We start from the raw sequence: 24657 nt of genomic DNA, 5'->3' as shown, positions 1-24657 counted from the left end.
GGCTTGCCTGCGATGGCGGCGAGCCAGTCACTGCACCTGTAACTGATGTACCGCTATCGCAGGCAAGCCAGCTCCCACAGTTGAACTCAGCCGGCCTTGAGTGCTCGGTGCGGCAGCGAACACGCCTCGTCCAGAAACTTCACCACCGTCCCCATGCACGCCTGGCGTTCTTCCACGTGGGGCATGTGGCTGGAGTCTTCAAACAACGCCCAGCGCACGTCAGTGATTTCATCCAGGAACGGCTTGACCACCAAGGGCGTGGCCTCGTCGTGGCGTCCTGATATCACCAGCGTCGGCACATTGATCGCCGACAGGCGCCCGATCACGCTCCAATCCTTCAAGCTGCCGATGATGTGAAATTCGGTCGGGCCGCTCATGGCGTGGTACACCGTCGGGTCGGCGTCTACGGCTGCAAAGGTGCGCGCCACTTCTTCCGGCCATGGGTTTACTCGGCACACATGCTGGTCATAGAAGATCCGCGCCGCCGCAAGGTATTCCGGGTCTTGGTAAGTGCCGGCCTGTTCGTGTTTGAGCAGGGTTTGATGCACGCCTTCGGGCAACAGTTGGCGCAGGCGGTTGGCTTCGCTGACCCAGGTGCGCATGGAGGTGGGCGAGTTGGCCGGGATAAATGCGCGCAGGCCCTTGGGTCGCAAAATCGCGTGTTCGCTGCCGAGCATGCCGCCCCAGGATTGCCCCAGGATCGCGTAGTTGTCACTGATCTGCAGGTGGTCCAGCAGGTTGTTCAGCTCGTCGAGGAACAGGTCGATGGTCCAGAACGACGCGTCCTTGTCCGGCAAGTGCGTAGAGCGGCCATTGCCGATTTGATCGTAGTGAATCACCGCATGGCCGCTGGCGGCGACGTCCTTGAACGCGTCTACGTAGTCATGGGTGCAACCGGGGCCGCCATGGAGGATCACCAAGGGCGTGCGGCCGGTGCCCAGGTCGCCAGTGACGCGGTACCAGGTCTGGTAGGCGCCGAAGGCCGCGTAGCCTTCGCGGACTTTCTCGATGAATTCCATTTCGTACCCTGCTCTGAAAAAAAGGATCAGGAATACGATAGTCGGCACGCAGCGTTTAAGTAACTAGCAAAACAGCTAGGTTTTACCGACGGATCAATCTTCGAGCAGGCGGTAATGGGTCGCGCGCACCACCGCCTGTACGCGGTTCTTGGCGCCCAGTTTGTGCATGGCCGAGGCCAGGTGCAGGGTGACCACCGCCAGTGAGCGGCTTAACTGCGTGGCGATCTCGGCGGCGGTCAGGCCCTCCGCCGCCCATTTAAGGCACTCGCGCTCGCGTTTGGTCAGATGGATGTGCGGGTAGGTGCGTAGCTCTTTGCTCAGCAGCGGGTAGGCTGCTTCCTGCAAGGCATGGGTGATCAGGCTGAAGTCCGTCAAGGTTTGCTGGGCATCTTCCAGCACCGTGCTGGCCTTGCCGGTGCGCAGGCCGGTCAGCGACGCGAAGCCGCCACGCGGCAGGTGGATCGGCACGGTGACGCCGCAGGTCAGTTGGCGTTCATGCAAATAAGAGGACACGGGCGCATGGCACGGGTCGATGATCTTTTGCAGCGCAGTGTCGGCTTTGGCCTCATAGGACCACACGAACGGCGACACCGTGCTCAAGGCCAGGTGCTGCACCGGGTCGATCTGGTAAAACCCTTCGCTGCACCATAACGCGTGCCAGTCCGACGGCGTGTTGCGCGACTCCAGCACCGAAGGCGTGATCAGCGAACCGTCCTGGTCGATGGGCACCGGCGTGTAGTCATACACCAACGCATCAAAGCCCAACTGCTGGGCGAGGACAAACGTGTTGTCCACCTGTTCAACCAGGCTCCTGCCGGGCATGAGGCGGTTGTTGAAGGCAGTAAGTTTGGACAGCATCCGTTCTGCTCCCGAATTCATTTGAATCTCGACTTGCGGCAAGTAGAATGCCACGCCCCGGCGAAGGACTGCCAGGCCAAACCTATAAGAACTACTAGGTTATGGACGCGCGGCATCCTCGGTAGTGTTGGCCCTGTAAACGGCCGCTACCTGCCAGGCCGATACAACACAAGGAATGTATGCATGTGGCGTGAAATTGCCCCCGACCAGCAGTACAACGTGCAGGTCGATGGCCATAACCTCGTGGCCTACAGCTTTGGCGACGGCGATGAGGTGCTCTTGTGTCTCAACGGCGGCCCGGGCCTGCCGTGTGACTACTTGCGCGACGCCCATGGCTGGCTCAAAGAGCATAACCTGCGAGTGGTTGCATTCGATCAGCTTGGCACGGGCGCATCAGCCAGACCATCAGATGTTTCCCTGTGGGAAATTGGCCGTTATGTCGAAGAAGTCGAAACCGTGCGCCAGGCACTGGGCCTGGGCCGCGTGCATCTGCTTGGGCATTCGTGGGGCGGCTGGTTGGGCATCGAGTACGCCATCCACTATCCCGACGCCCTGAAAAGCCTGATCCTGGAAAACACCGTCGGCGATATTCCGCACCTGTCCCAGGAGCTCGAACGCCTGCGCGGTGCCCTCGGCAGCGAAACCGTGGCCATGATGCAGCGCCATGAAGCCATGGGCACACTCGACCATCCGCAGTATCAGGCCGCTATCACCTTGCTCAACTACCGCCACGTCTGCCGTCTGGACGAATGGCCGGAGCCGGTCAAGCGCTCCCTGGGCGACTGGAACATGGGGCCTTACGAAACCATGCAAGGCCCCAACGAGTTCCTCTATATCGGCAACCTCAAGGACTGGAACCGCATCCCGGAGATGGCCGATTTCAAGATGCCGATCCTGATCACCACCGGCCAGCACGACGAACTCACACCCGCCTGTGCCCATCGCATGAAACTCGCCGCCACACACGCCGAGTTGCATGTATTCCCCAACAGCAGCCATATGCCGTTTTATGAGGAACCCCACGCGTACTTCCCGGTGCTGCTGGACTTCCTCGCTCGCCACCGAGGCTGACGGATGAATCTTGCGCGTTACCGTTTTGTGTTGTCCCGGCCGCTGCAATTGCTGCCGGTGTTGTTTGGCATCAGCCTGATCACCTTTGTGCTGGTGCGCTCGATCCCCGGCGACCCGGCGCGGGCCTTGCTGGGCTCGCGTAGCACGCCGGACGCGCTGCTGAAAATCCGCGCCCAATACGGCCTGGACCAGCCCTTGTGGCTGCAATATTTCTACTTCCTCAAGAACCTGCTCAAGGGCGATCTCGGCCAGTCACTGCTCTATAAGGTCGACGCGTTGAAACTGATCGTCACCCGCATTGAGCCGACGCTGGTGCTGGTGCTCGGCAGTGTGCTGCTGGCGCTGTTGATCGCGGTGCCGCTGGCCACCGTGGCGGCGCGCAACAAAGGCGGTTGGGCGGATAACCTGATCCGCGTGTTCACCACGGTCGGCCTGGGCATGCCGGCCTTCTGGCTGGGCTTGATGCTGATTCTGTTGCTGAGTGTGAAGTGGGGGTTGTTCCCGGTATCGGGCTACGGTCGCACGTTTACAGATAAAGCCCACCACATGGTCCTGCCGTGCTTGACCATTGCGCTGGCGCTGGCGGCGGTGCTGGTGCGCAACCTGCGGGCGAGCATGCTGATGGAGTTGCAGGCTGACCATGTCACCGCTGCCCGCGCACGCGGGCTATCGGAGGCGGCGGTGTTTCGTCGGCATGTGTTACCCAACTCCCTGGTGCCGGCGGTTAACCTGCTGGCGGTGAATATCGGCTGGCTGATCAGCGGCACGGTGGTGATCGAAAGCCTGTTCGCGATTCCCGGCATCGGCCAATTATTGGTGCGCGGCATTTTTACCCGCGACTACATGGTGGTGCAGGGCGTGGCGATGGTGCTGGCGTGTGCGACGGTGGTGGTCAACTTCGTCGCGGACGTGGCGACCGTGGCCCTCGACCCACGGGTGAAGATGCAATGAGCAGCCGACCACTGATTGCGCCGTGGCGTTTGCGCCTGCGGTTTGGTTTTCGCAATGGTCGGCTGACCGCCGCATGGGGCTTGCTGATCCTGTTTATGTGGCTGGCCCTGGCGCTGTTCGCGCCGTGGATCGCGCCGTATGACCCGATTGCGCAGAACACCGATCTGAGCTTGTTGGCGCCCAGCTTTTCCCACCCATTTGGCACGGATAACTACGGCAGAGACATCCTTTCGAGGGTGATATGGGGCGCGCGGATTGACCTGCAACTGGCCGTTATCGGCGTGATCTTCCCGTTCCTGATTGGCACTTTTATCGGCGCTGTTTCCGGATACATCGGCGGGCGCTTCGACAGCGTGTGCATGCGCGTGATCGACGTGGTGCTGGCGTTCCCGTTCCTGGTGTTGATGCTGGCGATCATGGCCATCCTTGGGCCGGGCTTGCAGAGTTTTTATATCGCCATGGCGTTGGTGGGCTGGGTGTCGTATGCGCGGTTGATCCGCTCGCAGATCCTGGTGCTCAAGGAAAGCGACTTCGCCCTGGCTGTCAAGAGCCTGGGCTTTGGCCATGGGCGCATTCTGTTCCGGCACTTATTGCCCAACGCGATGTTTGGCTCGATTGTGTTTTCGATGTCCGACGCCGTGCTGGTGCTGCTCAATGGCGCCGCCGTGAGCTACCTGGGCCTGGGCGTGCAACCGCCGACGGCGGAGTGGGGCACGATGGTCGCCGAAGGGCAGGCGTTTATCACCACCGCCTGGTGGCTTTGCACCTTCCCGGGCCTGGCCATTGTGACCCTGGCCATGGGTTTCAGCCTGCTCGCCGATGGTGTGGCGCAAGTATTGGGGGATCGTTCATGAGCCTGCTTCACGTGCAGGACCTCAGCGTGATCGCCAACAATGGCGGGCGTGAGGTCACGCTGGTTGATCGTGTGTCCTTTGATCTGGCCGAAGGGGAAATCCTCGGCCTGGTGGGTGAAAGCGGCTCGGGCAAAACCCTGGCCTGTCGCGGCCTGATGCGCCTGTTGCCGTCGCCCAACCTGCGGGTGCAAGGCGGCGCCGTGCGCCTGGCCGGTCGCGACCTGTTGCAACTCGATGAGGCTGGCATGCGCGCCGTGCGCGGTGGGCAACTGGGCATGATTTTCCAGAACCCCAGCAGTCACCTTGACCCGTTGATGCGCATTGGCGAGCAGATCGCCGAAGGCATCCGTTTGCATCAGGGTGCGTCGAAAAAAGACGCGCGCCTGCAAGCCATCGAGGTGCTGCGCCAGGTCGGTATTCCCGATCCCAAGGCGCGGGTCGACAACTACCCCCATGAGTTCTCCGGCGGCATGCGCCAGCGCGCGATGATCGCCGTGGCCCTGGGCTGCAACCCGCAAGTGCTGATTGCCGACGAGCCGACCACCGCGCTGGATGTGACGGTGCAGGCGCAGATCCTGCGCCTGCTGCTGGAGCTGCGTGACCAGCGTGGCCTGGCGATCATCATGATCACCCATGACCTGGGCGTGGTGGCGCAGACCTGTGATTCCATCGCGGTGATGTACGCCGGACGCCTGTGCGAGCACGCGAGCAAATACGACGTGCTGGCCCATCCACAACACCCGTACACCGCTGGCCTCATCAATTGCCAACCCGCCCACAGCAGCGGCCACGCCTTGCTGCGCACCATCCCTGGCCAGCCGCCGTTACTGGATGCCTTGCCCGACGGTTGCCGCTTCAACCCGCGCTGCCCGCAAGTGGCGGCGTTGTGCACTGAGGTGCTGCCCGAAGGTGCGCGCGTAGCCTGCCACTATCCGCTGGGAGAGCGCCCATGAGCCTGTTGCAGATCAAGGACCTGGAGGTGCGGTTTGCCGCGTCCGGCACGGGTGTGTTGGGCCTTAATAAACAGTGGGTGAGGGCGGTCAATGGTGTGTCGCTCAACCTGGCCGCAGGTGAAACCCTGGGGTTGGTGGGCGAGTCCGGCAGTGGCAAAAGCACGCTGGGGCGGGCAATTCTGCACCTCACCCCGATCAGCGCCGGGCAGGTGTTGTTCGATGGCGTCGACATGGCCCGGGGCAGTGCTATCGACATCGCCCGCCTGCGGCATGAAACCGCAATGATCTTCCAAGACCCCTACGCTGCCCTGAACCCGCGACACAGCATTGGCGAAACCCTTGCCGAAGTGCTGCGGGTGCAGCGCAAGGTCGCCCTGGAGCAGATACCGGCTCGCGTGGTCGAGCTGCTTGACCTGGTGGGCCTGCGCCCTGAACTCGCCAGCCGTAAACCCGGCTCCCTCAGCGGTGGCCAGTGCCAGCGCGTCGGCATCGCCCGCGCCCTGGCGGTGGAGCCGCGTCTGATCATTGCCGATGAATGCGTGGCGGCACTGGATGTGTCGATTCAGGGCCAGATCATCAACCTGTTGCTGGAGCTGCAACAGCGCATGAACCTGGCGATTCTGTTCATCGCCCATGACCTGGCCATCGTGCGGCGCCTGTGCGACCGCGTGGCGGTGATGTACCTGGGCAAAATCGTCGAAGAAGGGCCAGTGGAAGCAGTGTTTACTGCGCCACGCCATCCGTATACGGCGGCGTTGATCGAGGCGATTCCCGAGATCGATCCGCACCGGCCGTTGCCCGCAGAACCGTTGCCCGGTGAGCCGCCGAGCCCGCTGAAGTTGCCCACCGGCTGCGCCTTTCACCCGCGCTGCCGGCATGCCCGGACGATGTGTTCCGTGGTGTTGCCGCCGACCCATTACCTGCACGAGCATCGGTACAGTTGCGTGCTTGAAGAACCTCTGTTTTGACCCACTTCTGCCATTCATGAACAAGGAGTTATGACATGCAATCGCGCCACTTGAAGTTGCTCGCCGCCGCGACACTGACCGCCTGGTCCCTCACTGCCGGGCTGGCCCACGCCGCCGGCGTGCTGACCATCGGCTGCCGTGAAGACAGCACCACGTTCGACCCGATCAAAAGCGCACAGAACCGCGATACGTGGGTGTTCGCCAACGTCTACGACACCCTGGTGCGCGTGGATAACCTGGGCACCAAGATGGAACCGGGTCTGGCCGAAAGCTGGGAGATTTCCAAGGACGGCCTGACCTACACCTTCAAGCTGCGTGACGCCAAGTTCTCTGATGGCTCGGCGATCACCGCCGATGACGCGGCGTTCAGCCTGTTGCGCATCCGCGACAACAAGGCGTCGCTGTGGGCAGATCCGTTCAGCCTGATCAGCACGGCCAAGGCCAGCGACCCGCAGACCCTGGTGGTCACGCTGAAAACCCCGGCTGTGGCCTTCCTCTCGCAACTGGCTTCGCCGACGGTATCGATCCTGTCGCAAAAAGCCATGACCACGATGGGCGAAGACGCCTACTCGGAAAACCCGGTGACCTCCGGCGCGTTTACCGTGGAGGAATGGCGCAAGGGCGACCGCGTGATCCTCAAAAAGAACCCGAACTTCTGGCAGGCCAGGAACGTGAGCCTGGATGGCGTGGAGTGGGTCTCGGTCACCGACGACAACACGCGCATGCGCATGGTGCAGAACAACGAGCTGGACACGGCGATCTTCGTGCCGTTCTCCCGCGTGGAAGAATTGAAGAAAGACAACAATGTGGTGATCCACGCCGACCCCTCGACCCGCGAAGATCACCTGCTGATCAACCACGCCCACGGCCTGCTGGCCAAGCCTCAGGTGCGCGAGGCGCTGGACATGGCCATCGACAAGCAGTCGCTGGTCAAGAGCGCCACGTACGGCCAAGGCACCGTGGCCTATTCCTACATCCCCAAAGGCTCGCTGTACCACTACGCCAACAACCTGCAACGCCCGTATGACCCAGCTGCCGCCAAGAAACTGCTGGAAGAGGCTGGTGCCAAGGACTTGAAACTCAACTACGTGGTCAATGCCGGCAACGAAGCTGACGAGCAGATTGCGGTGATCATCAAGGACCAGTTGGCCAAGGTCGGCGTGACCGCCAACCTGCAAAAGGTCGACCCGACCCAAAGCTGGCAGATGCTGGTGGACGGTGAGTACGATATTTCGGTGATGTACTGGACCAACGACATCCTCGACCCGGACCAGAAGACCACCTTCGTGCTCGGCCATGACACCAACCAGAACTACATGACCCGCTACAAGAACGATAAGGTTAAAGAGTTGGTAGCGCAGGCGCGGATCGAGGCCGACCCGGCCAAGCGGGAGCAGATGTATGTGGAGTTGCAGAAGCTGGCGAAGCAGGATGTGAACTGGATTGACCTGTACTACAGCCCGTACATCAACATCTCACGCAAGAACGTGAGCAACTTCCTGCAGAACCCGCTGGGGCGTTTTACCCTTGAGGAAGTGGTGAAGAACTAACGGTCACCGCTAAGCAAATGTGGGAGCTGGCTTGCCTGCGATGGTATCAACTCGGTTTAACAGATAGACCGAGTTGCCCGCATCGCAGGCAAGCCAGCTCCCACACAAGCCAGCTCCCACATGAACCCAGTTCCACATTGGGTTCCCTGTTGTTTCAGGTGAACAGTGTCAGTGCTTACTGCGCATCAAACGCCTGCCCATTGATCCCGGCACTGTCCGGCCCCATCAGGTACAGGTACACCGGCATGATGTCTTCCGGTGCAGGCCTTTCCATCGGGTTTTCGCCCGGATACGCCTGGGCACGCATGCTGGTGCGTGTGCCGCCCGGGTTGATGCTGTTTGAGCGTACCGAAGCCACATCTTCCAGCTCGTCTGCCAGGGTTTGCATCAAGCCTTCGGTGGCAAACTTCGACACCCCATAAGCGCCCCAGTACGCCCGGCCCTTGCGCCCGACGCTGCTGGAGGTGAACACCACCGACGCATCCTGGGACAGCTTGAGCAGTGGCAATAATGTGCTGGTCAGCATGAACATCGCGTTGACGTTTACGTGCATCACGCGCATGAAATTCTCACCGGACAACTGCTCGATCGGCGTGCGTGGGCCAATGATCGAGGCGTTGTGCAGCAGGCCGTCGAGGCGACCGAATTCTTTTTCGATCATCGCTGCCAGCTCATCGTATTGATGGGGCAGGGCGGTTTCCAGGTTGAACGGGATCACCACCGGCTGCGGCTGGCCGGCCGCTTCGATCTCGTCATACACCTGGGCCAGGTTGGCTTCGGTCTTGCCCAGCAGCAATACGGTGGCACCGTGGGCGGCATAGGTTTTTGCCGCCGCCGCGCCGATCCCGCGACCGGCACCGGTCACCAGGATCACCCGGTCTTTGAGCAGTTCTGGACGTGCGGAGTAATCAAACATAAAAAACCTCGACAGAATTCAAGCTGAAACAGGCCTTGAAGTGGAATCCATTTCATGTGGGAGCTGGCTTGCCTGCGATGGCGGAGTATCAGTCACCGCAAGTGCTAGCTGGCAGACCGCTATCGCAGGCAAGCCAGCTCCCACAGTGATCTCAGTGCTAGTGGGTATCTCGCACAATCAGCAACTGCACAGTGCGTTATCCAGCACCTTGCGCAGCTCCAGCGGGTGGTCCACTACCACGTCGGCGCCCCAGTTGCGTGGGTTGTCGTCCGGGTGGATGTAGCCGAAGGTGACCGCCGCAGTGCGGGTGCCAGCGTCGCGGCCAGACTCGATATCGCGCAGGTCATCGCCCACGAACAACACGCTGGCCGGGTCCAGGTCGAGCATCTTGCACGCCAGGATCAGCGGCTCGGGGTCTGGCTTGCTGTTCTTCACGTGGTCCGGGCAGATCAGCAGTGCCGAACGCTCGGCCAGGCCCAGTTGCTGCATGATCGGTTCGGCAAAGCGCAACGGTTTGTTGGTGACCACGCCCCAGACCAGTTTGGATTTCTCGATGTCTTCCAGTAACTCGGCCATGCCGTCGAACAGTTTGCTGTGGATTGCGCAGCCCTTGAGATAGCGCTCCAGGAACTCCAGGCGCAACGCTTCAAAGCCAGGGGATTCGGGGTCCATCGAGAAGGTCACGGCGACCATCGCCCGTGCCCCGCCGGAAATTTCATCGCGGATGTGCTGGGGGTTGATCGGCTCCAGGCCGCGGTCGGTGCGCATGGCCTGGCAGATCGCGATAAAGTCCGGCGCGGTGTCCAGCAAGGTGCCGTCCATGTCGAAGAGAACTGCTCGCAACTTCACAGGCTTACTCCTCGCGCAGGGTCTGGATCATGTAGTTGACGTCCACGTCGCTCGCCAGCTTGTAGTGCTTGGTCAGCGGGTTGTAGGTCAGGCCGATGATGTCCTTGACGGTCAGCCCGGCCTGACGGCTCCAGGCGCCCAGCTCGCTTGGGCGGATGAATTTCTTGAAGTCGTGGGTGCCACGCGGCAGCAGCTTCATGATGTATTCGGCGCCGATGATCGCGAACAGGTAGGCCTTGGGGTTGCGGTTGATGGTGGAGAAGAACACCTGGCCGCCCGGCTTGACCATACGGAAGCAGGCGCGGATCACCGAGGACGGGTCTGGCACGTGCTCGAGCATCTCCAGGCAAGTAACCACGTCGAACTGCTCGGGCATCTCTTCGGCCAGGGCTTCGGCGGTGATCTGGCGGTATTCGACGCTCACGCCGGATTCCAGCTGGTGCAGTTGGGCCACGGCCAGCGGCGCTTCGCCCATGTCGATGCCCATCACGGTGGCGCCGCGCTGGGCCATGGCTTCGCTGAGGATGCCGCCGCCGCAACCGACGTCCAGCACCTTCTTGCCGGCCAGGTTGACGCGCTCGTCAATCCAGTTGACGCGCAGCGGGTTGATGTCGTGCAGGGGTTTGAACTCGCTTTCGCGGTCCCACCAGCGGTGGGCCAGGGCTTCAAACTTGGCGATTTCGGCGTGGTCGACGTTGCTCATGGTGAATCCTCTAAATCTGATAAATCGGTTATTCAGTCCTGAACGGCGCGGTTCAAGACCTTCGTTATTCGCTGTGCCCGCTGATCCGTTGGCCCCAGGCGATGGCCGTGGCGGTCAACTGCTGTTCATCCATGCGGGTCAATCGCCGGTCGTCGAGCAACTGCTTGCCGGCGACCCAAAGGTGTTTCACACACTCGCGTCCGGTGGCATATATAAGCGTTGAGACCGGGTCGTAGATCGGTTGTTGCGCCAGCCCCGAAAGATCGAATGCGACGATATCCGCCGCCTTGCCGACTTCGAGCGAGCCAATCTCGCTGTCCAGGCCCATGGCACGCGCCCCATTGAGCGTAGCCATGCGCAGGGCGCGATGGGCGTCCAGGGCAGTGGCCGAGCCGGCGACAGCCTTGGCCAGCATCGCCGCCGTGCGGGTTTCGCCCAACAGGTCGAGGTCATTGTTGCTGGCCGCGCCGTCGGTGCCGATGGCCACGTTCACGCCAGCCTGCCACAGACGCTCCACCGGGCAAAAGCCGCTGGCCAGTTTCAGGTTCGATTCCGGGCAATGAATGACGCTGGTGTTGCTTTCTACCAGCAAAGCCAGGTCGTCCTCGCTGATTTGGGTCATATGAACGGCCTGGAAGCGTGGGCCGAGCAGGCCCAGACGGCCAAGGCGCGCCAGTGGGCGTTCGCCGGTCTTGTCCACGGCTTGTTGCACTTCGAAGGCGGTTTCGTGCACATGCATATGGATGGCGGCGTCCAGTTCTTCGGCAATCACCCGGATTTTTTCCAGGTTGGCGTCGCTTACGGTGTAGGGCGCGTGAGGACCGAAGGTGATCTTGATACGCGGGTGGTGCTTGAGGTCGCCGAACAGCTCCACGCCCTGGCGAATCGCCTCATCGGCGCTGCTGGCGCCTGGGATCGGGAAGTCGAGGATCGGCAGCGCGATCTGCGCGCGCATGCCGCTGTTGTGTACGCAGTCGCTGGCGACCTTGGGGTAGAAGTACATGTCCGAGAAGCAGGTGATGCCGCCCTTGAGCTGTTCGGCGATGGCCAGGTCGGTGCCGTCGCGCACGAAAGCTTCATCGACCCATTTGGCTTCGGCGGGCCAGATGTGTTTTTCCAGCCAGGTCATCAGCGGCAGATCGTCGGCCAGGCCGCGAAACAGGCTCATCGCCGCGTGGCCGTGGGCGTTGATCAAACCGGGGCTGAGCAGCATGCCCGGCAGCTCGCGCACTTCGCTGGCTGTCAGCTTCAAGGCCGCCGCCCGTGGCCCGATAAACGCAATGCGCCCGTCACGGATGCCCAGGCCGTGCTCCTTGAGCACCACGCCAGCGGGTTCGACAGGTACCAGCCAGGTTGGCAGCAGCAATAAGTCGAGCGGGGCGGCAGTGGAGGTCATCGCAGGCTTCTTCCCAGGCAGCTATAAAAGAAGGGCGAAGTATACCCGAGCGTCCTGGCTGGCGGATCGCTATAATCGGCGGCTTTTGTTCATGAGTGCGGGGTAAGGGATGCGCGACCGACTGTTAGCTGCAGAGAAAGTGAAGGCCATCGATTGGCGTGATGGCGCACTGCACCTGCTCGATCAGCGTGCCTTGCCCTCGCGGGAAACCTGGGTGGCCTGCACTTCGGCGGCTGAAGTCGCCCAAGCCATTCGCAGCATGACTGTGCGTGGCGCGCCGGCTATCGGCATCAGTGCTGCCTACGGCCTGGTGCTGGCCGCCCGCGAGCGGATCGCCGAAGGCGGTGACTGGCAGGCGGCATGGGAAGAAGACTACGCATTGCTGGCCGATAGCCGTCCGACCGCCGCTAACCTGTTCTGGGCCTTGAAGCGCATGCGTGACCGCCTGGATCGGGTCAAAAAACACGCCGACCCGCTGGCGGTGCTGGAAGCCGAAGCCATTGCGATCCATGAAAGCGACCGCGAAGCCAACCTGGTCATGGCCCAATTGGGCCTCGAACGCATCCGCAAGCACCAGGGCAACGCCCAGGCGATCCTCACCCATGGCAATGCGGGCGCCCTGGCCACTGGCGGCGTGGGCACGGCCCTTGGGGTAATCCGCGCAGCGTTCCTCGAGGGTTTGGTCGAACATGTCTATGTCAACGAAACCCGCCCGTGGCTGCAAGGTTCGCGGCTGACCGCGTGGGAGCTGGCAGGTGAGGGTATCCCGGCGACGGTCAATGCTGACTCGGCCGGTGCGCATATCCTCAAGACCAAAGGCGTGACCTGGGTCGTGGTCGGCGCCGACTGCATTGCGGCCAATGGTGATGTGATCGGCCCGATCGGCACTTATCAATTGGCGGTGTGTGCCATGCACCACGGCGTGCGTTTTATGGTGGTGGCGCCCAGTTCGACGCTCGATTTGATGATGGCTACCGGTGATGATGTCAGCCTGGAAGAGCGTGATGCGGCGGAGTTGCTGGAGGTTAACGGTCAGCGGTTGGAGGTTGCGGCGTTTAATCCTGTCTTCGATGTGACGCCGGCGGACCTGATTGATGTGATCGTGACCGAAAAAGGCATTGTCGAACGGCCCGATACTGCCAAGCTGGCCAAGTTGATGTGCCGTAAGCGCCTGCATTGAGGGCTTTGGTGGCTGTAGGATCGCCATCGCAGGCAAGCCAGCTCCCACACTTACGGTGCTCGCAGGCCAACATGTGGGAGCGGGCTTGCCCGCGATTGGCCCTGTAAGTCAATAAAACCCTTGGATCCAGCCTCAAAAAACAGCACCCACCCCGCTCTGAGCCTCTCTCGTCCCTCTCAAGCCTGTCATCCGTCAAATTACTAGCCTCCATGCGCATCAGGGGGATAGGTGCGTGGCGGCGATTGTGATAACATCCGGCGGTTTCCAGGGCCGCCCCGAGGGGTTGCCCATAACGTGCAGATCCGTGTCATAACTCGTTGATTTGTCGTAAGTCGTTGTCAGGCACTCTGCCAGCAACGGCGAGCTTCGTTCGTCCCATATGGATGTGACGAGGTTTCACCCGAAAAAGGAATCAGGCTTCTCATGGGCGAACTGGCCAAAGAAATCCTCCCGGTCAATATCGAAGACGAGCTGAAACAGTCCTACCTCGACTACGCAATGAGCGTAATTGTCGGTCGGGCACTGCCTGATGCGCGCGATGGCTTGAAGCCCGTGCACCGGCGTGTGCTGTTCGCGATGAGCGAGCTGGGTAACGACTGGAACAAGCCGTACAAGAAATCTGCCCGTGTTGTCGGTGACGTGATCGGTAAGTATCACCCTCACGGCGACACTGCGGTGTACGACACCATCGTTCGGATGGCCCAGCCGTTTTCCCTGCGCTACCTGCTGGTAGACGGCCAGGGCAACTTCGGTTCGGTCGACGGCGACAACGCTGCGGCCATGCGATACACCGAAGTACGCATGACCAAGCTGGCGCACGAGCTGCTGGCTGACCTGCATAAAGAAACCGTGGACTGGGTGCCGAACTACGACGGCACCGAAATGATCCCGGCCGTCATGCCAACCCGTATTCCCAACCTGCTGGTCAACGGTTCCAGCGGTATTGCCGTGGGCATGGCCACCAACATCCCGCCGCACAACCTCGGTGAAGTCATCGACGGTTGCCTGGCCCTCATCGACAACCCTGAGCTGACCGTCGATGAGCTGATGCAATACATCCCCGGTCCGGACTTCCCGACTGCCGCGATCATCAACGGCCGTGCCGGCATCATCGAAGCCTATCGTACCGGCCGTGGCCGCATTTATATGCGCGCCCGCTCGATGATCGAAGACATCGACAAGGTCGGTGGCCGCCAGCAGATCGTCATTACCGAACTCCCGTACCAGTTGAACAAGGCGCGTTTGATCGAGAAGATTGCCGAGCTGGTTAAAGAGAAGAAGCTCGAAGGCATCACCGAACTGCGCGACGAGTCTGACAAAGACGGTATGCGCGTGGTGATCGAGCTGCGTCGTGGCGAAGTGCCTGAGGTGATCCTCAACAACCTCTACGCCCAGACCCAGCTGCAAAGCGTGTTTGGTATCAACGTAGTGGCCTTGATCGACGGCCGCCCGCGCATCCTGAACCTCAAGGACCTGCTCGAAGCCTTCGTGCGTCACCGCCGCGAAGTGGTCACCCGCCGCACCGTGTTCGAACTGCGCAAGGCCCGCGAGCGCGGCCACATCCTGGAAGGCCAGGCGGTAGCGCTGTCGAACATCGACCCGGTGATCGCGCTGATCAAGGCTTCGCCGACGCCGTCGGAAGCCAAGGAAGCGCTGATCAAGATGCCGTGGGAATCCAGCGCCGTCGTGGCGATGGTTGAACGTGCCGGTGCCGATTCGTGCCGTCCGGAAACCCTGGACCCGCAATACGGCCTGCGCGACGGCAAGTACTTCCTGTCGCCGGAACAGGCCCAGGCCATTCTGGAACTGCGTTTGCACCGTCTGACCGGCCTGGAGCACGAGAAACTGCTGGCCGAGTACCAGGAGATTCTCAACCAGATCGGCGAGCTGATCCGCATCCTCAACAGCGCTGTGCGCCTGATGGAAGTGATCCGCGAAGAACTGGAAGTGATCCGTGCCGAATACGGCGACGTGCGCCGCACCGAAATCCTCGATGCGCGCCTCGACCTGACCCTGGGTGACATGATCCCGGAAGAAGAACGTGTGGTGACCATTTCCCACGGTGGCTACGCCAAGACCCAGCCATTGGCTGCGTACCAGGCTCAGCGTCGTGGCGGTAAAGGTAAATCGGCTACCGGCGTGAAGGATGAGGACTACATCGCTCACCTGCTGGTTGCCAACAGCCACACCACGCTGTTGCTGTTCTCCAGCAAAGGCAAGGTGTACTGGCTCAAGACCTACGAGATTCCGGAAGCCTCCCGCGCTGCCCGTGGTCGTCCGTTGGTCAACCTGCTGCCGCTGGACAGTGATGAATACATCACCACCATGCTGCCAGTCGAGGAATACACCGAAGGTCACTTCATCTTCATGGCCACCGCCAAAGGCACCGTGAAGAAGACTCCGCTGGAATCCTTCAGCCGCCAGCGCAGCGTGGGCCTGATCGCCCTGGAGCTGGACGAAGGCGACGTATTGATCTCTGCGGCCATCACCGATGGCGAGCGTGAAGTCATGCTGTTCTCCGATGGCGGCAAAGTGACACGCTTCAAGGAATCCGACGTTCGCGCCATGGGCCGTACCGCTCGCGGTGTGCGCGGTATGCGTCTGCCGGAAGGGCAGAAGCTGATTTCGATGCTGATCCCGGAAGAAGGCAGCCAGATCCTCACCGCTTCGGCGCGTGGTTATGGCAAGCGGACCGCCATCAGCGAGTTCCCGGAGTACAAGCGTGGCGGCCAGGGCGTAATCGCCATGGTCAGCAACGACCGCAACGGCCGTCTGGTTGGCGCGGTGCAGGTGCTTGATGGTGAGGAGATCATGCTGATTTCTGACCAGGGCACTCTGGTGCGTACCCGTGTGGCTGAAGTGTCGAGCCTGGGCCGTAACACCCAGGGCGTGACGCTGATCAAGCTGGCCAGCGACGAAACGCTGGTAGGCCTGGAGCGCGTCCAGGAGCCATCGGAAGTCGAAGGCGAAGAGCTGGAAGGCGAAGACGGTGCGGTATTCGATGGCGAGGTGATCGCAACCGGCGATGACAACGTCGACGAGCCAACCCTCGATGCTGCCGCAGACGAAGAAGAACCGCAGGAATAAGCGGACACACAGGGGGCGGATGAAGATTCGCCCCCTTGTTGTTTGTGTCCCCTTTGAAACACATGTCCTTGGTCTGGCTTCGATCCCTGTGGGAGCTGGCTTGCCTGCGATAGCATCACCGCGGTATCACTGCAACTACCGAGGTGCCTGTATCGCAGGCAAGCCAGCTCCCACAAGGGCTCGCGCCAGCGCAAGGCCGTTGCCGAACATGATTGCAGCCCCAACCAGATCAGAGTGAGATTGGATGTGAGCAAGAGAGCCTATAACTTCTGTGCCGGTCCCGCGGCGCTTCCTGAAGCAGTCCTGCAGCGTGCGCAGGGTGAACTCCTCGACTGGCATGGAAAAGGCCTCTCCGTGATGGAAATGAGCCATCGCAGCGATGAGTTTGTGTCCATCGCCACCAAGGCCGAGCAGGATCTGCGCGACTTGCTGGACATCCCTTCCAACTACAAAGTGCTGTTCCTGCAAGGCGGCGCGAGCCAGCAGTTCGCGCAAATCCCATTGAACCTGTTGCCGGAAGACGGCACTGCCGACTATATCGACACGGGTATTTGGGGTCAGAAGGCGATTGAAGAGGCGTCGCGCTACGGTCACGTCAACGTGGCGGGTACCGCCAAGCCTTACGACTACTTCGCCATTCCGGGTCAGAACGAGTGGAAGCTGTCCAAAGACGCGGCCTACGTGCACTACGTCGCCAACGAAACCATCGGCGGCCTGGAGTTTGACTGGGTGCCGGAAGTGGGTGACGTGCCGTTGGTGTGCGACATGTCTTCGGACATCCTCTCGCGCCCGATCGATGTGTCCAAATACGGCATGATCTACGCCGGTGCGCAGAAGAACATCGGCCCGAGCGGCATCCTGGTCAACATCGTCCGCGAAGACCTGCTGGGCCGCGCGCGTTCGCTGTGCCCGACCATGCTCAACTACAAGGTCGCGGCCGATAATGGCTCGATGTACAACACGCCGCCGGCGTTCGCCTGGTACCTGTCGGGCCTGGTGTTTGAATGGCTGAAAGAGCAGGGCGGTGTGGCCGCCATGGGCAAGCTCAACGAAGAGAAGAAGCGCACCCTGTACGACTTCATCGACGCCAGCGGCCTGTACAGCAACCCGATCAACCTCACCGACCGCTCGTGGATGAACGTGCCGTTCCGCCTGGCCGATGACCGCCTGGACAAGCCGTTCCTGGCCGGTGCCGACGCACGTGGCCTGCTGAACCTCAAGGGCCACCGTTCGGTCGGTGGCATGCGCGCCTCCATCTACAACGCTGTCGACATCCACGCGATCAACGCGCTGGTTGCCTACATGGCAGAGTTCGAAAAGGAACACGGCTAATGTCTGAGCAAGAACTCAAGGCCCTGCGTGTACGTATTGACAGCCTGGACGAGAAAGTCCTGGAGCTGATCAGTGAGCGTGCGCGCTGCGCCCAGGAAGTCGCCCGCGTGAAAATGGCGTCCCTGGCTGAAGGCGAAGTGCCGGTGTTCTACCGGCCTGAGCGCGAAGCCCAGGTGCTCAAGCGCGTGATGGAGCGCAACAAAGGCCCGTTGGGCAACGAAGAGATGGCGCGGTTGTTCCGTGAAATCATGTCGTCGTGCCTGGCGCTGGAGCAGCCACTTAAGGTGGCGTACCTCGGCCCGGAAGGCACCTTCACCCAAGCCGCGGCCATGAAGCATTTTGGCCACGCGGTGATCAGCAAACCGATGGCGGCCATCGATGAAGTGTTCCGCGAAGTGGCGGCCGGTGCGGTGAATTTTGGCGTGGTGCCGGTGGAAAACTCCACCGAAGGCGCGGTCAACCACACGCTGGACAGCTTCCTTGAGCACGACATGGTGATCTGCGGTGAAGTCGAACTGCGTATCCACCACCACCTGCTGGTGGGCGAGAACACCAAGACCGACAGCATCAGCCGTATCTACTCCCACGCCCAATCGCTGGCCCAGTGCCGCAAGTGGCTGGACGCGCATTACCCGAATGTCGAGCGCGTGGCGGTGTCCAGCAACGCCGAAGCGGCCAAGCGGGTCAAGGGTGAGTGGAATTCGGCGGCCATCGCCGGTGACATGGCTGCGGGCCTGTATGGCCTGACGCGCCTGGCCGAAAAAATCGAAGACCGCCCGGATAACTCCACGCGCTTCTTGATGATCGGCAGCCAGGAAGTGCCGCCGACCGGCGACGACAAAACCTCGATCATCGTCTCCATGAGCAACAAGCCCGGCGCGCTGCATGAGCTGCTGGTGCCGTTCCACGATAACGGGATTGACCTGACGCGAATCGAAACTCGCCCTTCGCGCAGCGGTAAATGGACTTATGTGTTCTTTATCGACTTCATCGGCCACCACCGCGACCCGCTGGTCAAAGGGGTGCTGGAGAAAATCAGTCAGGAAGCCGTGGCACTCAAGGTGCTGGGCTCTTACCCGAAAGCGGTTTTGTGAGGCTTTAACATGAGTGGCAACTTCCTCGCCCTGGCTCAGCCGGGCGTGCAACAACTGTCGCCTTACGTTCCAGGCAAGCCTGTGGACGAGCTGGCGCGTGAGTTGAACCTGGACCCGTCGAAGATCGTAAAACTGGCCAGTAACGAAAACCCGCTGGGCCCAAGCCCAAAAGTATTGGCGGCGATTCGTGAGGAACTGACTGAGCTGACCCGCTACCCGGACGGTAATGGCTTCGCCCTCAAGTCGCTGCTGGCCGAGAACTGCCGCGTCGAACCGAACCAGGTAACCCTGGGCAACGGTTCCAACGACATTCTTGAGCTGGTCGGCCGTGCGTACCTGGCGCCAGGCCTGAATGCGGTGTTCAGCGAGCACGCGTTCGCCGTCTACCCGATCGTGACCCAGGCTGTGGGGGCTGACGCCCGCGTCATTCCTGCCAAGGATTGGGGCCATGACCTGCCGGCCATGCTGGCGGCCATCGACGCGCAAACCCGCGTGGTGTTTATCGCCAACCCGAACAACCCGACCGGCACCTGGTTCGACGCCCAGGCGCTGAACGACTTCCTGCAGGATGTGCCCGAGCACGTGCTGGTGGTGCTTGACGAAGCCTACATCGAGTATGCCGAAGGCAGCGACCTGCCGGACGGCCTGGACTTCCTGGCGGCTTACCCGAACCTGCTGGTGTCGCGTACCTTCTCCAAGGCCTACGGCCTGGCATCGCTGCGCGTGGGTTACGGCTTGTCCACCGCGGTGGTTGCCGATGTGCTCAACCGTGTGCGTCAGCCATTCAACGTCAACAGCCTGGCGTTGGCGGCGGCGTGTGCGGCGGTCAAGGATGCCGAGTACCTCGAAGAAGGTCGTCGCATCAACGAAAGCGGCATGCTGCAGCTGCAGGAAGGTTTCCGTGAGCTGGGCCTGGGCTGGATTCCTTCCAAGGGCAACTTCATTTGTGTGGGCCTCGGCCAAGTCGCCGCGCCGGTGTTCCAGGGCCTGCTGCGCGAAGGCGTGATCGTGCGCCCGGTGGCCAACTACGGCATGCCGAACCACCTGCGTATCACCATTGGCTTGCCGGCCGAAAACAGTCGCTTCCTGGAGGCGTTGGCCAAGGTTCTGGCTCGTGGTTGATGTCACTGCATTGCAACCTGCTGTGCCTATGATCGGTCGCCTGGTGGTGGTCGGCCTGGGGTTGATCGGTGGCTCCTTCGCCAAGGGCCTGCGTGAAAGCGGGCTGTGTGGCGAGGTGGTCGGTGTGGACCTGGACCCGCAATCGCGCAAGCTGGCGGTGGAGCTGGGCGTGGTGGACCGCTGTGAGGCAGACCTGGCGCTGGCGTGCCAGGGCGCGGATGTGATCCAGCTCGCCGTGCCGATTCTGGCGATGGAGAAGTTGCTGGCCTTGCTGGCCGGCATGGACCTTGGGCAGGCGATCCTCACGGACGTCGGCAGTGCCAAAGGCAATGTGGTACGCGCCGCCAAACTCGCCTTTGGCGGCATGCCGGCGCGTTTTGTGCCGGGCCATCCCATTGCCGGTTCCGAGCAGAGCGGCGTCGAGGCGTCCAATGCGCAGTTGTTCCGTCGCCATAAGGTGATTCTGACCCCGCTTGAGCAGACCGATCCGGCGGCCTTGGCGGTGGTGGATCGTCTGTGGCGCGAGTTGGGCGCGGATGTCGAGCACATGCAGGTCGAGCGCCACGACGAAGTGTTGGCGGCGACCAGCCATTTGCCGCACTTGCTGGCCTTTGGCTTGGTGGATTCTCTGGCCAAGCGCAACGAAAACCTTGAGATTTTCCGTTACGCCGCCGGTGGTTTTCGCGATTTCACGCGGATTGCCGGCAGTGACCCGGTGATGTGGCACGACATCTTCCTCGCCAATCGTGAAGCTGTGTTGCGCACCCTGGACACCTTCCGCAGTGACCTCGACGCCTTGCGCGATGCGGTTGATGCGGGTGATGGCCATCAATTATTGGGCGTGTTCACCCGTGCGCGGGTGGCGCGTGAGCATTTCAGCAAGATCCTGGCGCGCCGGGCCTACATGGAAACCGCTGTGAACGCCGATGAGCAGACCTTTCTCGCCAAACCGGGCGGCCGCTTGAGCGGGCAGATCCGGGTGCCGGGCGACAAGTCGATCTCCCATCGCTCGATCATGCTGGGCTCATTGGCCGACGGCGTGACCGAAGTCGAAGGTTTCCTCGAAGGCGAAGATGCCCTGGCAACCCTGCAGGCGTTTCGTGACATGGGCGTTGTGATTGAAGGGCCGCACCACGGGCGCGTGACGATCCATGGTGTGGGGTTGCACGGTTTGCAGCCGGCGCCGGGGCCGATCTACCTGGGTAACTCCGGTACGTCGATGCGTTTGCTGTCCGGGTTGCTCGCGGCGCAGCGCTTTGACAGTGTGTTGACCGGTGATGCATCGCTGTCCAAACGCCCGATGAACCGCGTGGCCAAGCCACTGCGGGAAATGGGCGCAGTGATCGAGACCGGACCGGACGGGCATCCGCCGTTGACAATTCGCGGTGGCCAGGCGCTCAAAGGCCTGGACTATTCGATGCCGATGGCCAGTGCGCAGGTGAAGTCCTGCCTGTTGCTGGCCGGGTTGTATGCCGAGGGCAAGACCTCGGTGACCGAGCCTGCGCCGACCCGTGATCATACCGAGCGGATGTTGCGTGGGTTTGGTTATCCGGTTGCCGTGGCGGGGGCTACGGCGTCTGTCGAGTCGGGCCATGCATTGACGGCTACGCATATAGAAGTGCCGGGGGATATTTCCTCTTCGGCGTTCTTTCTGGTGGCGGCTTCGATTGCTGAAGGCTCCGAGTTGCTGCTGGAGCACGTTGGCGTTAACCCGACGCGCACTGGCGTGATCGATATCCTGCGGCTGATGGGCGCGGATATCACCCTGGAAAACCCGCGTGAAGTGGGCGGTGAGCCAGTTGCCGACCTGCGCGTGCGCGCCGCTGAGTTAAAAGGCATCGAGATTCCCGAGGCCCTGGTGCCGCTGGCGATCGACGAGTTCCCGGTGTTGTTCGTGGCGGCGGCCTGCGCCAAAGGGCGCACCGTGCTGCGTGGCGCCGAAGAACTGCGGGTCAAGGAGTCCGACCGCATCCAGGTCATGGCCGATGGTCTGTTGGCCCTTGGCGTGAAGTGTGAACCGACACCTGATGGGATTATCATTGACGGTGGCCCAATGGGCGGTGGCGAAGTGCAATCCCATGGTGATCACCGCATCGCCATGGCGTTCAGCGTGGCCTCCCTACGGGCGGCCGCGCCGATTCGTATCCGTGACTGCGCCAATGTTGCTACGTCTTTTCCGAATTTTCTTACACTGTGTGCCCACGTCGGCATCCGTGTTGCCCAAGAGGCTCAATTGTGAATATCAAAGCACCGGTGATTACCATCGACGGGCCAAGCGGCTCGGGCAAAGGCACGATCGCCGGCATTCTGGCCAAGCGCCTGGGCTGGTGCCTGCTGGATTCCGGCGCGCTGTACCGCCTGCTGGCCTTTGCCGCACGCAACCATGGCGTCGACCTGACCAACGAAGAATCCCTGAAGCTGCTGGCGGCGCACCTTGATGTGCAGTTCGTCGGCGCGACGGAAGGTCATCCGCAGCGCATCATCCTTGAGGGTGATGACGTGACCGATGACCTGCGCAACGAACAAGTCGGCTCCTGGGCCTCCCAGGTTGCCGCTCTGCCGGCCGTGCGTGACGCATTGCTGCAGCGCCAGCGGGCGTTTCAGGAGCCGCCGGGCCTGGTCGCTGATGGCCGTGACATGGGTACCGTGGTGTTTCCCGAGGCGCCGCTGAAGATTTTCCTGACCGCCAGCGCCGAGGAGCGTGCTCGCCGCCGTTACTTGCAGTTGAAGGGCAAAGTCGATGGTGTTAGTCTGTCGAGTCTGCTAGATGAGATCCGTGCACGCGATGAGCGTGATACCCAGCGTGCGGTAGCCCCGCTAAAGCCGGCGGCTGACGCCATACAGCTGGATTCCACGGAGTTGTCCATCGAGCAGGTGCTGGAACGCATCTTGAGTGAAATCGCCATTCGCGATATCGCCGGGTGATCAAGAAGGCCGCAGGGGACCAGTCATAGTCCTGCGGTGGCTTCTTTTAACTGAAACTGACCCACACCGTCTGGGGTGTGGAGATGGGCGTATTCTTCGCCCTTATCAACAGGAATTAAAATGAGCGAAAGCTTTGCGGAACTCTTTGAAGAAAGCCTAAAAACCCTGAACCTTCAGGCAGGCTCCATCATCACCGGTGTTATCGTTGATATCGATTACCAAGCTCGCTGGGTAACCGTTCACGCTGGTCTGAAGTCTGAAGCTCTGATCCCGCTGGAACAGTTCTACAACGATGCTGGCGATCTGACTATCAATGTCGGTGACGAAGTTCACGTTGCTCTGGACTCGGTTGAAGACGGTTTCGGTGAAACCAAGCTGTCCCGTGAAAAAGCCAAGCGCGCTGAATGCTGGATTGTTCTCGAAGCAGCCTTCGCAGCTGAAGAAGTGGTCAAGGGCGTTATCAACGGTAAGGTTAAAGGCGGCTTCACTGTCGACGTTAACGGCATCCGTGCGTTCCTGCCAGGTTCTTTGGTCGACGTTCGTCCTGTGCGCGACACCACGCACCTGGAAGGCAAAGAACTCGAATTCAAGGTCATCAAACTCGACCAGAAGCGCAACAACGTTGTCGTTTCCCGTCGCAGCGTCCTGGAAGCAGAGAACTCCGCCGAGCGTGAAGCTCTGCTGGAATCCCTGCAGGAAGGCCAACAAGTCAAAGGTATCGTCAAGAACCTCACCGATTACGGCGCATTCGTCGATCTGGGTGGCGTCGATGGCCTGCTGCACATTACCGACATGGCTTGGAAGCGTATCAAGCATCCTTCCGAAATCGTCAACGTTGGCGACGAGATCGATGTCAAGGTTCTGAAGTACGATCGTGAGCGTAACCGCGTTTCCCTGGGCTTGAAGCAGCTGGGCGAAGATCCATGGGTTGCTATCAAAGCTCGTTACCCAGAAAGCACTCGCGTAACCGCGCGTGTTACCAACCTGACCGACTACGGCTGCTTCGCAGAGCTGGAAGAAGGCGTGGAAGGCCTGGTACACGTTTCCGAAATGGACTGGACCAACAAGAACATCCACCCTTCGAAAGTCGTACAAGTCGGCGACGAAGTGGAAGTTATGGTTCTGGACATCGACGAAGAGCGTCGTCGTATCTCCCTGGGCATCAAGCAGTGCAAATCTAACCCATGGGAAGATTTCTCTGGCCAGTTCAACAAGGGCGATAAAATCTCCGGCACCATCAAGTCGATCACCGATTTCGGTATCTTCATTGGTCTGGACGGCGGCATCGACGGCCTGGTTCACCTGTCCGACATCTCCTGGAACGAAGTGGGCGAAGAAGCTGTTCGTCGTTTCAAGAAGGGCGACGAGCTGGACACCGTTATCCTGTCGGTTGACCCAGAGCGCGAGCGCATCTCCCTGGGTATCAAGCAACTGGAAAGCGATCCGTTCTCCGAGTACGTTCAAGAGAACGACAAAGGCGCAATCGTTAAAGGCACTGTGAAAGAAGTTGACGCCAAAGGCGCCATCATCGTTCTGGCCGACGATATCGAAGCGACTCTGAAAGCCTCCGAAATCAGCCGTGACCGCGTTGAAGACGCGCGCAACGTTCTGAAAGAAGGCCAGGAAGTAGAAGCCAAGATCATCAGCGTTGACCGCAAGAGCCGCGTGATCCAACTCTCCATCAAGTCCAAGGACGAGATCGAAGAGAAAGAAGCAATTCAGAGCCTGCGCGACAAGCCAGCTACCTCTGACATCGCTTCGGGTCCGACCACTCTGGGCGACCTGCTGCGTGCACAAATGGAAAAGCAGAACTAAGTTCTGTCAGACCA

20 protein-coding genes are annotated in these 24657 nt (G+C 61.1%); 14 read left to right on the top strand and 6 right to left on the bottom strand.

The window, feature by feature from the left end:
- Positions 1–86 precede the first annotated feature (86 nt).
- Both AOA62_RS15710 and AOA62_RS15705 read right to left on the bottom strand, forming a co-directional pair.
- Entirely contained in the window at positions 87–1019 is a 933-nt protein-coding gene (locus AOA62_RS15710) for a proline iminopeptidase-family hydrolase (protein WP_017136116.1), read from the bottom strand.
- A 93-nt stretch (positions 1020–1112) separates the two neighbouring features.
- Positions 1113–1877 (bottom strand): LuxR family transcriptional regulator, encoded by a 765-nt coding sequence (locus tag AOA62_RS15705; RefSeq protein WP_017136115.1) that lies wholly within the window; start codon positions 1875–1877, stop codon positions 1113–1115.
- 183 nt (positions 1878–2060) lie between these two features.
- Between AOA62_RS15705 and AOA62_RS15700 the strand changes: the two genes are divergently transcribed.
- Genes AOA62_RS15700 through AOA62_RS15675 form a run of 6 tightly spaced genes read left to right on the top strand, consistent with a single transcriptional unit; the run spans position 2061 to position 8224 of the window.
- Complete coding sequence (locus tag AOA62_RS15700; protein ID WP_017136114.1) at positions 2061–2948, top strand: proline iminopeptidase-family hydrolase; 888 nt, start codon at positions 2061–2063, stop codon at positions 2946–2948.
- Between the two features lie 3 nt (positions 2949–2951).
- Complete coding sequence (locus AOA62_RS15695; protein ID WP_017136113.1) at positions 2952–3899, top strand: ABC transporter permease; 948 nt, start codon at positions 2952–2954, stop codon at positions 3897–3899.
- Complete coding sequence (locus AOA62_RS15690; RefSeq protein WP_099549103.1) at positions 3896–4753, top strand: ABC transporter permease; 858 nt, start codon at positions 3896–3898, stop codon at positions 4751–4753. The genes AOA62_RS15695 and AOA62_RS15690 overlap by 4 nt, the downstream gene beginning before the upstream one ends.
- Entirely contained in the window at positions 4750–5706 is a 957-nt protein-coding gene (locus AOA62_RS15685; protein WP_099549102.1) for an ABC transporter ATP-binding protein, read from the top strand. The genes AOA62_RS15690 and AOA62_RS15685 overlap by 4 nt, the downstream gene beginning before the upstream one ends.
- Positions 5703–6674 carry an ABC transporter ATP-binding protein gene (locus AOA62_RS15680; protein ID WP_099549101.1) on the top strand — a complete coding sequence of 324 codons (972 nt, stop codon included), beginning with the start codon at positions 5703–5705 and terminating at the stop codon, positions 6672–6674. Before AOA62_RS15685 ends, AOA62_RS15680 begins: the two co-directional genes overlap by 4 nt.
- A 35-nt stretch (positions 6675–6709) precedes the next feature.
- Positions 6710–8224 (top strand): ABC transporter substrate-binding protein, encoded by a 1515-nt coding sequence (locus AOA62_RS15675; RefSeq protein WP_099549100.1) that lies wholly within the window; start codon positions 6710–6712, stop codon positions 8222–8224.
- A 175-nt stretch (positions 8225–8399) separates the two neighbouring features.
- On the opposite strand, the gene AOA62_RS15670 is transcribed toward AOA62_RS15675, so the two are convergent.
- The 4 genes from AOA62_RS15670 to AOA62_RS15650 form a co-directional block, all read right to left on the bottom strand.
- Positions 8400–9140 carry a YciK family oxidoreductase gene (locus AOA62_RS15670; RefSeq protein WP_017136110.1) on the bottom strand — a complete coding sequence of 247 codons (741 nt, stop codon included), beginning with the start codon at positions 9138–9140 and terminating at the stop codon, positions 8400–8402.
- A gap of 177 nt (positions 9141–9317) precedes the next feature.
- A complete protein-coding gene (gene mupP, locus AOA62_RS15660) occupies positions 9318–9989 on the bottom strand; it encodes an N-acetylmuramic acid 6-phosphate phosphatase MupP (protein WP_099549098.1) in 672 nt (223 codons plus the stop codon).
- Positions 9990–9993: 4 nt separating this feature from the next.
- A complete protein-coding gene (gene ubiG / locus AOA62_RS15655) occupies positions 9994–10692 on the bottom strand; it encodes a bifunctional 2-polyprenyl-6-hydroxyphenol methylase/3-demethylubiquinol 3-O-methyltransferase UbiG (RefSeq protein WP_003172645.1) in 699 nt (232 codons plus the stop codon).
- 64 nt (positions 10693–10756) lie between these two features.
- Positions 10757–12088, bottom strand: coding sequence for a TRZ/ATZ family hydrolase (locus AOA62_RS15650; protein ID WP_017136108.1), 1332 nt, complete (start codon positions 12086–12088; stop codon positions 10757–10759).
- Between the two features lie 109 nt (positions 12089–12197).
- Between AOA62_RS15650 and mtnA the strand changes: the two genes are divergently transcribed.
- The 8 genes from mtnA to rpsA all read left to right on the top strand — a co-directional run bounded on the left by mtnA (position 12198) and on the right by rpsA (position 24643).
- On the top strand, positions 12198–13268 hold the full coding sequence (gene mtnA, locus AOA62_RS15645) for an S-methyl-5-thioribose-1-phosphate isomerase (protein ID WP_099549097.1): 1071 nt from the start codon (positions 12198–12200) through the stop codon (positions 13266–13268).
- A gap of 423 nt (positions 13269–13691) precedes the next feature.
- On the top strand, positions 13692–16355 hold the full coding sequence (gene gyrA, locus AOA62_RS15640) for a DNA gyrase subunit A (RefSeq protein ID WP_017136106.1): 2664 nt from the start codon (positions 13692–13694) through the stop codon (positions 16353–16355).
- Positions 16356–16601: 246 nt separating this feature from the next.
- Complete coding sequence (gene serC / locus AOA62_RS15635) at positions 16602–17687, top strand: 3-phosphoserine/phosphohydroxythreonine transaminase (protein WP_026013609.1); 1086 nt, start codon at positions 16602–16604, stop codon at positions 17685–17687.
- Entirely contained in the window at positions 17687–18781 is a 1095-nt protein-coding gene (pheA, locus tag AOA62_RS15630; RefSeq protein ID WP_003172650.1) for a prephenate dehydratase, read from the top strand. The genes serC and pheA overlap by 1 nt, the downstream gene beginning before the upstream one ends.
- A 9-nt stretch (positions 18782–18790) precedes the next feature.
- Positions 18791–19903 (top strand): histidinol-phosphate transaminase, encoded by a 1113-nt coding sequence (gene hisC / locus AOA62_RS15625; protein ID WP_099549096.1) that lies wholly within the window; start codon positions 18791–18793, stop codon positions 19901–19903.
- Positions 19904–19931: 28 nt separating this feature from the next.
- On the top strand, positions 19932–22142 hold the full coding sequence (locus AOA62_RS15620; protein ID WP_256592335.1) for a bifunctional prephenate dehydrogenase/3-phosphoshikimate 1-carboxyvinyltransferase: 2211 nt from the start codon (positions 19932–19934) through the stop codon (positions 22140–22142).
- Positions 22139–22828, top strand: a complete 690-nt coding sequence (gene cmk / locus AOA62_RS15615) for a (d)CMP kinase (protein ID WP_003172653.1) — start codon at positions 22139–22141, stop codon at positions 22826–22828. The genes AOA62_RS15620 and cmk overlap by 4 nt, the downstream gene beginning before the upstream one ends.
- Positions 22829–22948: 120 nt before the next feature.
- The gene (gene rpsA, locus AOA62_RS15610) at positions 22949–24643 is read left to right on the top strand and encodes a 30S ribosomal protein S1 (protein WP_017136102.1); all 1695 of its coding nucleotides are present in this window, start codon (positions 22949–22951) and stop codon (positions 24641–24643) included.
- The last annotated feature ends 14 nt before the right edge of the window (positions 24644–24657 follow it).

Origin of the sequence: Pseudomonas sp. 2995-3, from assembly GCF_002742565.1 — a bacterium.
GTDB lineage: Bacteria > Pseudomonadota > Gammaproteobacteria > Pseudomonadales > Pseudomonadaceae > Aquipseudomonas > Aquipseudomonas edaphica.
The sequence above is the reverse complement of the archived record's forward strand: the minus strand, read 5'-3'. Positions and strand labels throughout refer to the sequence as shown.